General features: G+C 72.0%; 10 protein-coding genes. 6 read left to right on the top strand and 4 right to left on the bottom strand.

The window, feature by feature from the left end:
- Window positions 1–127: 127 nt before the first annotated feature.
- A complete protein-coding gene (locus C4V41_RS05290; protein WP_103954543.1) occupies window positions 128–3007 on the bottom strand; it encodes an AfsR/SARP family transcriptional regulator in 2880 nt (959 codons plus the stop codon).
- A gap of 198 nt (window positions 3008–3205) precedes the next feature.
- Between C4V41_RS05290 and C4V41_RS05285 the strand changes: the two genes are divergently transcribed.
- The 4 genes from C4V41_RS05285 (at window position 3206) to C4V41_RS05270 (ending at window position 7078) form a co-directional block, all read left to right on the top strand.
- Entirely contained in the window at window positions 3206–3643 is a 438-nt protein-coding gene (locus C4V41_RS05285) for a Fur family transcriptional regulator (RefSeq protein WP_103954542.1), read from the top strand.
- A gap of 31 nt (window positions 3644–3674) precedes the next feature.
- Window positions 3675–5903: a catalase/peroxidase HPI gene (gene katG / locus C4V41_RS05280; protein WP_103954541.1), complete on the top strand. Its 2229-nt coding sequence runs from the start codon at window positions 3675–3677 to the stop codon at window positions 5901–5903.
- Between the two features lie 134 nt (window positions 5904–6037).
- Window positions 6038–6418, top strand: a complete 381-nt coding sequence (locus tag C4V41_RS05275; RefSeq protein WP_103954540.1) for a hypothetical protein — start codon at window positions 6038–6040, stop codon at window positions 6416–6418.
- A gap of 141 nt (window positions 6419–6559) precedes the next feature.
- Complete coding sequence (locus C4V41_RS05270) at window positions 6560–7078, top strand: DUF2207 domain-containing protein (protein WP_103954539.1); 519 nt, start codon at window positions 6560–6562, stop codon at window positions 7076–7078.
- Window positions 7079–7081: 3 nt separating this feature from the next.
- On the opposite strand, the gene C4V41_RS05265 is transcribed toward C4V41_RS05270, so the two are convergent.
- Entirely contained in the window at window positions 7082–7984 is a 903-nt protein-coding gene (locus C4V41_RS05265; RefSeq protein WP_103954538.1) for a glycoside hydrolase family 16 protein, read from the bottom strand.
- A gap of 209 nt (window positions 7985–8193) precedes the next feature.
- Window positions 8194–9762 (bottom strand): AMP-binding protein, encoded by a 1569-nt coding sequence (locus C4V41_RS05260; protein WP_200823747.1) that lies wholly within the window; start codon window positions 9760–9762, stop codon window positions 8194–8196.
- 146 nt (window positions 9763–9908) lie between these two features.
- Here C4V41_RS05260 and C4V41_RS05255 point away from each other — a divergent pair, with 146 nt between their 5' ends.
- Window positions 9909–10751: an IclR family transcriptional regulator gene (locus C4V41_RS05255; RefSeq protein WP_200823746.1), complete on the top strand. Its 843-nt coding sequence runs from the start codon at window positions 9909–9911 to the stop codon at window positions 10749–10751.
- Here the strand turns inward: C4V41_RS05255 and C4V41_RS05250 are convergent.
- A complete protein-coding gene (locus C4V41_RS05250) occupies window positions 10736–12031 on the bottom strand; it encodes a phenylacetate--CoA ligase family protein (protein WP_103954537.1) in 1296 nt (431 codons plus the stop codon). The two genes, C4V41_RS05255 and C4V41_RS05250, sit on opposite strands and share 16 nt — an antisense overlap.
- Before the next feature lie 151 nt (window positions 12032–12182).
- On the opposite strand from C4V41_RS05250, the gene C4V41_RS05245 reads away from it, so the two are divergent.
- A complete protein-coding gene (locus C4V41_RS05245) occupies window positions 12183–13481 on the top strand; it encodes an MFS transporter (RefSeq protein WP_103954536.1) in 1299 nt (432 codons plus the stop codon).

The raw sequence follows: 13481 nt of genomic DNA, 5'->3' as shown, positions 1-13481 counted from the left end.
TGACGCAAGGGCGGCAAGCAGAGCTCTCATGGGGATGGCCCTTCGGGTAGGACGGATGGCCGAACCATAAGATGTCGAGCAGACGAAATTGCGCAAAAAAGCAACATGGCTTGCGCCCGTCGGCGGTTCAGCTCGCGTTCGGCTTGCGGTCCACGCGAAGTCCCGCGCGAGCGGCCGCCAGCTCGTACGGATCGTTGATCCGCAGAGCGATCTCCAGCGCCGCACGGAAATGTGCCGTGGCCTCGCCGGGCTCGCCGCACGCCTCATACGTCCGCCCCAGCCCGTTGAGCACCATGCACTCCGTCATCCGCCCCGGCAGCCGCCGGGCATGGACCAGGGCCTCCTCCTGGAGCCGGAGCGCCTCCAGCGGCAGTTCCTGGCGGACGGCGACCTGGCCGAGGTGGTGGAGGGCCTGGGCTTCGAGCATGGGGTCGGCGAGGTCGCGGGCGATGGCCAGGCCCTGTTCCGCGGCCTCCCTGGCGGCGGGCACCTGGCCCAGGCCGAGCCGGGCCATGCACACCTCGAACAGGGCGAACGCCTCATCGTGACGCCGGCCGCCGCGCCGCCGCATCCAGTCCAGGCTCTCGTCCAGGTACGCCAGCGCCCGGTGCCCCTCGCCCAGCCGGACGTGGATCTGGCCGGCCAGGTAGATGGTGGCGAGCTCTCCTGGGCGGTCGCCGAGTTCCCGGTACAGGGCCTGCGCCTCGTCGTTCGCGTCGAGGGCGGCGACCAGCTCGCCGGTTCTGAACAGGCCGAACGCCACGTAGTTCTGCGCCTCGGCCCGCATGCGCCGGTCGTTCGTGGCCGCGGCCAGCTCCACCGCCCTGCGCTGGCACTCCAGGAACGGGCCGTACTGGTCGGCCTCCATGAGGGCGTGACCCAGGGTGGTCAGGATCATCGTCTCGCCGCCGAGGTCGCCCAGCCCCTGTACGGCCTCCAGGGCCGGGCGGTGGGTGGCGAGCCAGTCGTCGACGTGCCGGCCCAGGTAGAAGTAGTACGCCGTGACATAGGCGAGCTGCCAGGCGTGGACCGGCCACCCGTGCCCGGCGGCGTGGACGACCAGGGCGACGGTGTTGTGGCGTTCGCCGTTGAGCCAGGCCATGGCGGCGTCCCGGTCGGCGAACCGCCGCGCCCCGCCCGCCGGGCCGGGCACGGTCGGCGTCAGCAGCAGGGCGTCCGGATCGACGTGGGCCATGGCGGCGCGGGCCGTGTGCGTGTGCCAGCCGAGCAGGCGCTCCCACACCTCCGGCCGCTCGCCTTCGGCCTTCGCGAGCTCTCTGGCGTACTCGCGGATGAGGTCGTGCATGCTGACCCGCCGCTCGGCGCGGCTCACCAGGTGGGCGCGGACGAGGGCCTCGACGCACTCGCGCGTGGCCTCGAAACCCTGTCCCGACATGGCGGCCAGCGCGTCGAGGCTGACGTCTCGCCCGGGGTGCAGGCCCATGAGGCGGAACGTGGCCCGTACGGGCTCGGGCAGGGCCTGGTAGGACAGGGCGAACGTGGCGCGTACCCCGATGTGGGGATCTTCGGCGAAGTCGAGGGCCTCCAGCAGGTCGCCCGCGCGTAATCGCGCCACCTGCTCCCCCACCGGCGTGCCCGCCCCGCGAAGGTGCGCCGCGGCCAGGCGCAGGGCGAGCGGCAGATATCCGCACAGAGCGGCCAGTTCGCCGATCCCGTCCAGGTCCTTGTCGAGGAACGCGCGCAGCAGCGCTTCGGCCTCCGAAGGGGTGAGCAGATCCAGGGCGATGACGTCGACGCCGTGGGTGGCGGTGAGGCCGCGCAACGAGTCCCTGCTGGTGATCAGCACCCGGCTCGGCGAGGTGCCGGGCAGCAGGGGCCGTACCTGGTCGGCGGCGGCCGCGTTGTCCAGCACGATCAGCATGCGCCGCCCCGCGACGGCCGAGCGGTAGAGGACCGCGCGCTCGTCCACGTCGACGGGGATCGACTCCGGCGGGACGCCGAGCCCGCGCAGGAGCTGCCACAGCGCCTGAGCGGGGGTGACCGGGGCGCTGCGGGAGTAGCCGTGCAGGTCCAGGTAGAGGTGGCCGTCGGGGAAGTGATCGGCCCGCAGATGGCCCCAGTGGACGGCCAGGGCGGTCTTGCCGACGCCACCCGTGCCCGCGATCGCGGTGATCACCAACGCGCCCCCGTCGCCGGTCAGGAGGGCGTCGAGGACGGAGAGGTGGTGCGCGCGGCCGGTGAAGCGGGCGACGTCGGCCGGGAGCTGCCGGGGCACGAGATCCGCTTCGCGGGGCCGTACCGGATCGGGAAGGAGGTCAGGGTCGCCGGCCAGGATGGCCTGGTGCAGGCGTTTGAGCTCGTCGCCGGGCTCCAGGCCGAGCTCGTCGCGGAAGCACCGGCGCGTCAGGCGATACTGCTCCAGCGCGTCCGCGCGCCGTCCGTCGCGGTGCAGCGCCAGCATGAGCTGGGCGCGGAGGCGTTCGCGCAGGGGCTCGACGGTGACGAGCTGCCGCAGCTCGCCGACCAGGTCCGCGTGCCGGCCCAGCGCCAGGTCCGCGTCGATGCGGCCGGTGAGGGCCGACAGGCGCAGCTCCTCCAGCGTGTAGCCCTCCGCGTTCTGGAACTCCAGCCGGGTGCCCGCCAGCGCCGGACCCCGCCACAGCGCGAGCGCGGCGCGCAGCCGTCCGGCGGCCGCCGGCAGGTCGCCGCCGGCCCGCGCGGCGTCGGCGGCGGCGACCTCGGCCGTGAACCGCGCCAGGTCCGAGCCGCCCGGCGGGACGTTCAGCGCGTAGCCGCCGGAGCTGGTGGCCAGGGAGACGTCGTCGGCGAGGAGGCGGCGCAGGGACCACACGTGGTTGTGCAGGGCCCGGCGCCCCGCGCCCGGCGGGTCGTCGCCCCAGAGCGCGTGCAGCAGCTCGTCGTGCGGCACCACCTGACCGGCGCGGAGGACGAGCAGCGCGAGCAGCGTGCGCTGCTTCTCGCCCACGACCGGCACCGCATTCCCGTCACGCCGGACCTCCACCGGCCCCAGGACGCGGAACTCCATCTCGGCCTCCTACACGTCGCGGCGATTCCGTGCGGCCCCATCGTGGTTCAGCCCTGTCTCGATGATCGCAACATGCGGTAACAGATCGACTGACAAGATCATGACAACGCCCGGCGCGGCGGGGTTGCGTTCATGAAGCTTATCTTGGATGATTCGTTATCTTGTATCGTTCGTGTTTACGTAGGTAGGTGTGGCGCCATGACCGCGTCCAAGGCTCCGACCATCGCCGAGGAGTTGCGCGGGGCAGGCCTGCGGGTGACTGCCGCTCGTGTCGCGCTGCTCGAAACCGTCCGGGAGGGTGATCATCTCGATGCCGAGGCGATCGCCTCCGGAGTGCGCGAACGTGTGGGCCACATCTCCCTGCAGGCCGTGTACGAGGCACTCCACGCACTCACCGCGGCGGGCCTCGTCCGCCGCATCGAACCGGCCGGCAGCTCGGCCCGTTTCGAAGGACGCGTGGGCGACAACCACCATCACATCGTGTGCCGATCGTGCGGGTCGGTCGCCGATGTCGACTGCGCGGTCGGCCACGCGCCCTGCCTCACCGCGGCCGATGACCACGGCTTCGCCATCGACGAGGCCGAGGTCACCTACTGGGGCCTGTGTCCTGACTGCTCCGCCGCTCGCCGTACCTGAGCACCGTTTCTCCTAGTACAAGAGGGATTTCATGTCCGAAAACCATGACGCAATCGTCACAGACCCCAAGACGGAAGGCAGCGGCGGCTGCCCGGTCGCGCACGAGCGCGCGCCCCACCCGACGCAGGGCGGCGGCAACCGCCAGTGGTGGCCGGAGCGGCTCAACCTGAAGATCCTCGCCAAGAACCCCGTCGTCGGCAACCCGCTCGGCGGGGACTTCGACTACGCCGAAGCGTTCAAGAGCCTCGACCTCGCGGCCGTCAAGCGCGACATCGCTGAGGTGCTGACCACCTCGCAGGACTGGTGGCCGGCCGACTTCGGCCACTACGGCCCGTTCATCATCCGGATGGCCTGGCACAGCGCGGGCACCTACCGGATCAGCGACGGCCGCGGCGGCGCCGGCGCCGGTCAGCAGCGCTTCGCGCCGCTGAACAGCTGGCCCGACAACGGCAACCTCGACAAGGCCCGCCGCCTGCTGTGGCCGGTCAAGAAGAAGTACGGCCAGAAGCTCTCCTGGGCCGACCTCATGATCCTGTCCGGCAACGTCGCCCTGGAGTCGATGGGCTTCAAGACGTTCGGCTTCGCCGGCGGCCGCGCCGACGTGTGGGAGCCCGACGAGGACGTCTACTGGGGCCCCGAGACCACCTGGCTCGGCGACGAGCGCTACACCGGCGACCGTGAGCTGGAGAAGCCGCTCGGCGCGGTGCAGATGGGCCTCATCTACGTCAACCCGGAGGGCCCGAACGGCAACCCCGACCCGCTCGCCGCGGCCCGCGACATCCGTGAGACGTTCCGCCGGATGGCGATGAACGACGAGGAGACGGCCGCCCTGATCGTCGGCGGTCACACCTTCGGCAAGACCCACGGCGCGGGCCCGTCCGACCACGTCGGCGCCGACCCCGAGGCCGCCTCGATGGAGGAGCAGGGCCTGGGCTGGAACAACACCTTCGGCACCGGCAAGGGCGGCGACACGATCACCAGCGGCCTCGAGGGCATCTGGACGAACACGCCGATCACCTGGGACAACAGCTTCCTCGAGATCCTGTACGGCTACGAGTGGGAGCTGTTCCAGAGCCCCGCGGGCGCCAACCAGTGGCGGCCGAAGGAGGGCGCGGGGGCGGGCACCGTCCCCGACGCCCACGACGCGTCGAAGAGCCACGCCCCGACGATGCTGACGACCGACCTGTCGCTGCGCTTCGACCCGATCTACGAGCAGATCACCCGGCGCTGGCTGGCCAACCCCGACGAGCTCGCCGACGCCTTCGCCCGCGCCTGGTACAAGCTGACCCACCGCGACATGGGCCCGATCGTGCGCTACCTCGGCTCGGAGGTCCCGGCCGAGACGCTGCTCTGGCAGGACCCGCTGCCCGCGGTGACGCACGAGCTCGTCGACGCCGCGGACGTCGCCTCCCTCAAGGAGCAGGTCCTCGCCTCGGGCCTGTCGGTGTCGCAGCTCGTGGCCACCGCGTGGGCGTCGGCCTCGTCCTTCCGCGGCAGCGACAAGCGCGGCGGCGCCAACGGCGCGCGCATCCGCCTGCAGCCGCAGAGCTCGTGGGAGGTCAACGACCCCGACCAGCTCGCGACGGTTCTCGGCACCCTTGAGGGCATCCAGAAGACCTTCAACGGCGCCCAGAGCGGCAAGCAGATCTCCCTCGCCGACCTGATCGTGCTCGCCGGCGCGGCGGGCGTCGAGAAGGCCGCCAAGAACGCCGGCTTCGAGGTCCAGGTGCCCTTCACGCCGGGTCGCGTGGACGCGGCGCAGGACCAGACGGACGTGGAGTCGTTCGCCGCGCTGGAGCCGGCCGCCGACGGCTTCCGCAACTACGCCGGGAAGGGCAACCGGCTGCCGGCCGAATACCTGCTGATCGACCGGGCCAACCTGCTGACCCTGAGCGCGCCCGAGATGACGGTGCTCGTCGGTGGCCTCCGCGTCCTGGGCGCCAACCACCAGCACTCGCAGCTCGGCGTGTTCACCGCGACCCCCGGGACGCTCACCAACGACTTCTTCGTCAACCTGCTCGACCTGGGCACGACGTGGAAGGCGACGGCCGAGGACCAGAGCACGTTCGAGGGCCGCGACACCGCCACGGGCCAGGTCAAGTGGATCGGCAGCCGGGCCGACCTGGTCTTCGGGTCGAACTCCGAGCTGCGCGCGCTGGCCGAGGTCTACGCGAGCGATGACGCCAAGGAGAAGTTCGTCCTCGACTTCGTCTCGGCGTGGGACAAGGTCATGAACCTGGACCGGTTCGACCTCGTCTGATCCTGTTTCGACGTCCAGGCCGGTCCGTGGTGACCGGCCTGGACGTTCGCGTTCCTACGGCTGCGCGTTCATCCGGGGGCATCCCGCGAGCGAAGCAGTGGGTGGATTCCTTCATCACCCAAAAGGAGACAGGAATGCGCAAGTCATACAAACTCGCCCTACCGGCCGTGCTGGCATCCGGGCTGCTGATGCTGCCGGCGGCACTCACCACCTCCTCCGCGTCGGCCGCGACGGCCGGCTCGACGGCCTCGATGGCCCTGACCCTCACCGGGGGCGGCTGTGAAGGGCTCGCGCGGCGGCTCCTCTGCTCGGTCGCCTTCAGCGGCGCGGTCGCGCCGGTCGCCATCCGCTGGTTCGTCAACGGCGGCAACATTCCGGCGTTCAACGACAGGACGTTCGTGAGCATCGGCTGCCAGCCCGGCTTCCCGGTCGGCATCCGCTCGGTGATCTCCGACGCCACCGGCGCGTCCGTCGAATTCCGCACCTCTCCCGTCTGCCCGTCCGGCAACCCCTGACAGATCCTCGACGCCCCGACGCCGGAGCGGTGGCACCGCCCGGCTTCGGGTCATTCTGCCAACGTACGCCTTGATTCGCGCGACGATCACGAAGCAAAATGCCAGTTCACCAAGGTTCGTACGGTTTTCGCGGGGGATGCGATGCAACGTAATGAACTGGCCTATCTCAGCGGGGGACGTCGCCGGGTCGCCCTGGCGGCGCTGGCACCGATGCTCATCGACGGGCGGCTGAAGCTGACGCACAACGGCAGGCTCTATGCCGTCACCGGGGCCACGGCGGACGACCCGCTCCAGGAGGCCGCGCTGGCCCAGCGCTCGACCCTCATGGAGGCGCTCGACGCCCTGGCCGCGCACGAGGTCGTCGTGGCCGTGGAGGCCGACCTGCTGGCCCGCCGGCTCGCCGCCCGAAGGTGGCCGTGGAGCGCGCCGCGCCCCACCGCCGAGGGCAGGGCCCTGCTGGAGGAGCGGACCAAGGAGCGTCAACCGGCGACGATCCGGATCGCCCTCGACGGTGTGCGCGGCATGTCCGACGACAGGCTCAGAAGGCAGTTCGCGGGCCCGTCCAAGGAGAAGGGCTCGCTGCGCGGGCAGGGCACGGGCGGCTGGTCCTCGCCGGACGCGGCAGGCGGCGACTTCGGCGGAGGGGGCGGCAGCTTCTAGCCTCTACCAGGCGCGGGTACGGCCGACCCACACGTTGCGGGCGCGGAGGTGCGTGTCGCCGTCGGGGCCCGGCCGCTGCTCGGCCCAGCCGGCACCGCCGGGCTCGATCTCGGAGGACCAGGAGCCCATCTGCAGGTTGATGATGAGCCACTGCGGGATGCCGGCCCAGTCCTTCCCCCGATGGGTCGCCACGTAGTCATCGAAGTAGTAGTCGATCATGACGTCGTTGCCCTCTTTGTACAGCCAGACGCGGTACCTGTGCCACTCGCCGGGGGTCGCGACGGGGACCTTCGTCCGCGTGACGAAGCCGTCCGTCGTCGGCTCCTCGCCCGTCTCGCCGGTGGAGGTCTTGTTCCAGGTGTTGAAGAGGTTGGTGGAGTTGCCGACATATTCCAGGATGTCGGTCTCCGGGGGCCAGGCCGGCCAGGTGCCGGTGGTCCAGAAGGCCGGCCAGACGCCCAGGCCGGTGTCGGTGCTGAACTCGCCCTCGATGTCGTACTCGGGGAACTGGTCGTTGACGAGGATCTGCCGCTTGGCGTGGACGGCGCCGGAGCGGTACCACAGCGGCGCGTTCGGCGGGTGCGGGCTGGTGCCGTCCGGGGCGGCCAGCCGGGTCGCCGTGAGGGTCAGCACGCCTTGGGAGAGGGAGATCTGGCTGGAGTGCATCTTGGCGGCGCCGTTGTGGGTGTCGGCGCCGCCGTCCCAGGGGTAGAGGTGGTTCCAGCTCTGGTTGAACGCCGTGGTGCTGCCGAAGGAGGACTTCTCGATGAGGTTCTCCCACGTCGGGGCGGCGCGGCGGGCGGCTAAGGCTTCGGCGTGCGCCGCGCTGGGGGCCAGGGCCAGGCCGCCGGCGGCGGCCGCCGCCGAGGTCAGAAGCCGGCGGCGATTGATTTCCGGTGCGGGCATGCGTTTTCCTCGCGGTCGAACGATCATGAGCGGCACCAGCGTACGGCCCGGGGGTGTCCCTCCGTCGGCACACCCGGGGGATCGGTGGCCCGGCGCGGGCACTCGGTCGCTCGGCCTCGGCCGACAGGGCGGCGATGTCATGTCCCAGGTCTTCGCCCCGGAACCGGGCCAGGGGGCCGGCGGTGGGCCATGATCCCCCGCTGACGCCCTCACTCCTCGGCGGCGCGCCTGGCCCAGGCGATCTCCAGCTTGCCGGTGGGGGTCCGGGGCAGGGCGGGGAGCAGCACGATGCGGCGGGGGATCTTGTAGCCGGCCAGGGTGGGGCGTACCCAGTCCTGGAGTGTGCGCTCGGTCAGGGCCGGATCCCGGGTGGCGACCACCGCGGCGACGCGCTCGCCCCAGGTCTCGTCCGGCAGGCCCACCACGACGCAGTCGGTGACGCCGGGGTGGGTGAGCAGGGCGTTCTCGACCTCCTGCGGGTACACCTTCTCCCCGCCGGTGTTGACGACCCCGGAGCCGCGGCCGAGGAAGCGGATGGCGCCGTCCGCCTCGACCTGCGCCAGGTCGCCGGGGATGGCGTACCGGACGCCGCCGATGACGCGGAACGTGGTCCCGGTTTTGACCGGGTCCTTGTGGTAGCCGAGCGGGATCGGGCCCGAGTAGGCGAGCAGGCCGTGTTCCCCGCTGCCCGGGACGACCTCCGTGTCGTCCGCGGCGATGACCTTGGTGGCGGGCGCCGGGCGGAAGCGGGAGGGCAGGTCGCCGGCCGAGGCGGTGATGGCGAAGGCGAAGGGGCCGCCCTCGCTGGCGGCGAGCGCGTCCACGATCGTGATGGCGGCGCGTTCGTGCAGGGCGCGCTTGAGCCCGTCGCTGAGGACCGTGCCCGAGGAGAGGATCGAGGTGAGGGAGCCGAGATCGTACGGGCGGCCGTCCCGCTCGGCGGCGGCCAGTTCGTCGACGAGGGGGCGGCAGACCGCGTCACCGGCCACGATGATCATGCCCGCCCGCTGCCGGGCCACGGTCTCCCACACGTGCCGCGGATCGAGCCGTCCCGGGCGGGTGGTGATGACCCGGCCGCCGACCAGCAGCGCGCCCATCGAGTTGAACAGTCCGGTGCCGTGCATGAGCGGCACCACCGGCAGCGTCGCCGGCGCCCGCCCTTCCGTGCGCGCGGTCACCGCGAGTTCGACGGCCTCGTCCAGCGTCGACGGCAGTTCCGGTACGCCGAGCGGCCGGAAGATGGGCACCGTCAGCGCGTGCAGGAGGTCGGCCTGCCGCCAGATGACGCCCTTGGGCCGGCCCGTGGTGCCTCCGGTGTACATGAACAGCCGGTCGGAGCCCGGCCGTGGTCCGGCGGGCCGGGGCGGCGTGCCGAGGGGCCGCCCGGTCTGGAGGACGAGGCGCAGCGTGGCCACCGTCTCCGCGGCGTGGGCGACGTTCGCGGCCAGTTCCGGGCTGTGGACGATCGCGGCGGCGTCGGCGTCCCGCAGAAGTGCGGACAGTTCGTGTCCCGTGTAGCGGTAGTTGGCGTTGACCGGCACCGCGCCGATCTTGAAAGCGGCGAACACGGTTTCCAGGTAGGCAGCGCCGTTGTACAGGTAGCAGGCCACCTTGTCGCCCGGTCCGACCCCGGCCCGCACCAGCGCCGTGGCCAGCCGGGCGGCGCGGTCGTCGAACTCCGCGTACGTGTGGTCGCGGCCGGGCTCGGAGATGGCCACGGCGCCGGGCAGCCGGCGGGCGACGGCCTCCCAGATCGTGCCGAACGAGACGTCCATCATCAGGCGTGCGAGTATTCACGCGGACGCTCGCCGGGAGAAGGCCCGTTTTCGCGGAGCGGAAGCAATTCCCCGGCCGCTATGGCGAGCCTGCCCGTTTGTGTAGCGTGGTCGGCAATCATGTGACTCGCGGACAGGCGGGTGAGTAAATGACCGCTCTTGCCGAGCCCCATCGCCTGACCTCGGCCCAGCGCGTGCTCTCCATCCTCGGCGTCTTCGACACCGAGAACCTGGCCCTGTCCCTCAGCGAGATCAGCCGCAGGACCGGCCTGTCGCTCAGCACCACCCACCGGCTGCTCAACGAGCTGCGCCGCTGGGGCGCGCTGACCCGGCACGACGACGGCCGGTACACCATCGGCCTGCGCATCCTGGAGCTCGGCACACTCGCTCCCGAGGGCGGGCAGCTCCGGGAGATCGCGCTCCCCCACCTGCACGATCTGCAGCACGCCACCCGGGCCAACATCCATCTCGGCGTGCCCGAGGGACACGACGTCATCTACGTCGAGTCGCTGCGCGCCCGGGACACCGTCCCGGTTCCGAGCCGGCTCGGCGGGCGCTGGCCCATGCACGCGACGGGCACCGGCCTGGTGCTGCTCGCCCACTCCTCCCAGGAGTTCCAGGAGGAGGTGCTCGCGTCCGAGCTGCGCGGATACACCGTCCACACGATGACCGAGCCGGGCCCGCTGCGGCGCTTCCTGGCCGAGGTGCGCAGGTCGGGCGTGGCCATCGTGGAGAGCCAGCTCACCTACGACGTCATGGCCGTCGCGGTGCCGATCCGCGGCGCCCGCGACCGGGTGGTGGCCGCGGTCGGCATCACGCTGCCGAGCGGGTCGGCCGCCCCGCGCACGCTGGTGCCGGCGATGACCACGGCCGCCCGGAGCATCTCCCGCGCACTCGGCGCGCCGTCGGCCGGCACCACCCGCCCGCTTCCTGCGGGGCGCAGGCAGGCGCGCGAGGTCACGTACGCGGCCGGGCGTCAGGGACCGAGGTAGCGGGTCAAGCGGGACTTCGTCTCGGTACGCCCCAGCGACCCGGCCGGAACGAGGTCGACCGAGGCCCGGACCGTCAGCCGGGCCCGGATCAGCTCCTCGATCTCGCGTCGCAGCCGTACCGGATCGCCGGGCTCGTCACCGACCTCGGCCTCGACCCGCAGCGGCGGCTCCACGCGCGGGCCGGGATCGGGCAGCACGATCTGCACCACCCCGTTCGTACGCGGCCGGAACGCGTGTACCAGATCGCGGATCGCCGTGGGAAAGACGTTCACCCCCCGCACGATCAGCATGTCGTCGGTCCGCCCCACGCACCGGATGAGCGGCGCCCCGTCGGCGGCGATCCCGGTGACCAGCACCCGGTCCCGGGTCCTGAACCGGACCAGCGGGCAGCACTCCCGATCCACCGAGGTGTAGACGAGCTCACCCGAGGCGCCGGGCTCGGGCTCGACCGGCTCATCGCCGTCCGGCGAGACCAGCTCCACCAGCACGTGCCGGCCCCCGGTGAACCGCATGCCCCCGGCCCCGGGCGGCTCGGCGAACAGCACCGGCGCCATGTCCGCGTTGCCCAAGCCCTCAGTGACCCGCGCGCCCCACTCCTGCTCGATGTGCCGCCGGAACGCGGGCTCGCCGCCGCCGGGCTCGCCGCCCACGAACACCTTGCGGACGCCGAACTCGCGCGGGTCGCGGCCGAGCCCGCGCACGTACTCGGTCAGGTAGCGCACGTAGGAGGGGGTGGCGTGCAGCGCGGTGACGCCCAGGCCGTCGAGTGCCTGCACCGCCTTGTCCGAGGCGCCCGTACCGACCGGGACCATCGTGCAGCCGATGCGCTCCAGCGCGTCCCGGATCGGCAGCCCGCCCACGAACAGCGTCAGCCCCGCGCCGTGCAGCACGACGTCCTCGCGCCGGGCGCCCATGGTCGTGAACGCCCTGGCCACCATCTTCGTCCACACGTCGGCGTCGCGCCGCGTCACCCCGACCCAGCTCGGCCGGCCGGTGGTGCCGGTGGAGGCGTGCACGCGAATCACCTCGGCCATGCCCACGCCCGCGTGCCGGCCGAGCGGAGGCGCGGCCGCCTGGGAGTCGCGCAACATCTGCTTGTCGGTGAAGGGCAGCTCGCGCAGGTCGTCGAGGGACGTCAGCGCCGCCGCCGGGCCGGTCCCGTGCTCGGCGAACAGGCGGGCGTAGAACGGCGAGCGCGCGGGCAGCCCGGCCAGCTGCGCGCGGAGCATCACGGTGACGGCGTCGCGGTCCTCGGGCGCGACGAAGCCGGATGTGATCACGTGACGTCCTTCCGGGAGCGGGGCTTCACTATGCGCGGCGGGCCGACCGGCGGGCCACAGGACTTCCGCTGGACGAAATCCCCGTCGATTTCTCCTCCGCCGCGCGGACATCCTGACCGTAGGAACCGTGAGACTCCGAGGAGTGCCCTCCATGGCCCAGCAAGGCACGTCCAAGCCTCCATCGGTGAAGGGCCTCTTCGCGGCCAGCTTCATCGGCACTTCGATCGAGTGGTACGACTACTTCATCTTCGGCACCGCCGCCGCGCTGGTGTTCCCCCGGCTGTTCTTTCCTGAGGCGTCGCCCGAGGCCGCCACGCTCGCGTCCCTGTCGGCGTTCGCCGCCGGGTTCCTGGTCCGCCCGCTGGGCGCCGCGGTCATCGGGCACTTCGGCGACCGGATCGGCCGCAAGTCGATGCTCGTCCTCACGCTGATCCTGACCGGCGGATCGACGTTCCTCATCGGGGTGCTGCCCACGTACGCCGCCATCGGGATCGGGGCGCCGCTGCTGCTGGTCGCCCTCCGGCTGGTGCAGGGGTTCGGCGTGGCGGGCGAGTGGGGCGGGGCGCTGCTCGTCTCCACCGAGAACGCCGGCCCGGGCCGCCGCGCCGTCTTCGGCAGCTTCGCCCAGTTCGGCGTGCCGGTCGGGGTGCTGACCTCGAACCTGGCGTTCCTGGCCATCTCCGGCCTGGACGACGAGGCGTTCTTCTCGTACGGCTGGCGCATCCCCTTCCTGTTCAGCGCGGTGCTGGTGGTGGTCGGCCTGGTGATCCGCGCCCGGTTGTCCGAGCCGCTGGAGTTCGCCAGGGCCAAGCGGGAGCGGGCGGTCAGCAAGGTGCCCTTCCGCGAGTTGCTCCGCCGCCACCCGCGCAACCTGATCCTGGGCAGCCTGGCCGCGATCGCGCCGCCCGCCGTGGGCTACGCCGTGACCGTGTACCTGCTCACGTACGGCACGAATGTGGTCGGCTTCGAGCGCGGCACGCTGCTCACGCTGATCCTGGCCTCGACGTCGGTGTGGATCATCGCGATCGCCGTGTCCGCGCGGCTGTCGGACCGGTTCGGCGCCAAGCGGCTCTACCTGGCCGGCGCGCTGACCGCGGTGGTCTGGCCGATCCCGATGTTCCTCCTGGTCGACACCGGCGACACCGGGCCGGCGCTGGTCGCCTTCCTGGTGGCGGCGGTGGTGCAGGGGATCATGGCCGGCGCGCAGGGCGGGCTGTTCACCGAGATGTTCGACGTCAAGGTGCGCTACAGCGGGATCTCGGTCGCCTACTCCATGGGCGGCACGGTCGCGGGGGCGATCACGCCGCTCTTCCCCGCCCTGTACGCCGCGTACGGCTCCTCGACCCCGGTCGCGATCTTCCTGACGGTGCCGGGCCTGGTGAGCCTGGTGGCCGTCCTCGGCATCCGGCGGATCGTCGCGGACCAGGAGGCCGTCCCCCTGCACCGGTGA

The organism is Nonomuraea solani (genome assembly GCF_900108335.1).
GTDB lineage: Bacteria > Actinomycetota > Actinomycetes > Streptosporangiales > Streptosporangiaceae > Nonomuraea > Nonomuraea solani.
Note: the sequence above shows the minus strand (reverse complement) of the source record. Positions and strands in the feature narration are given on the sequence as shown.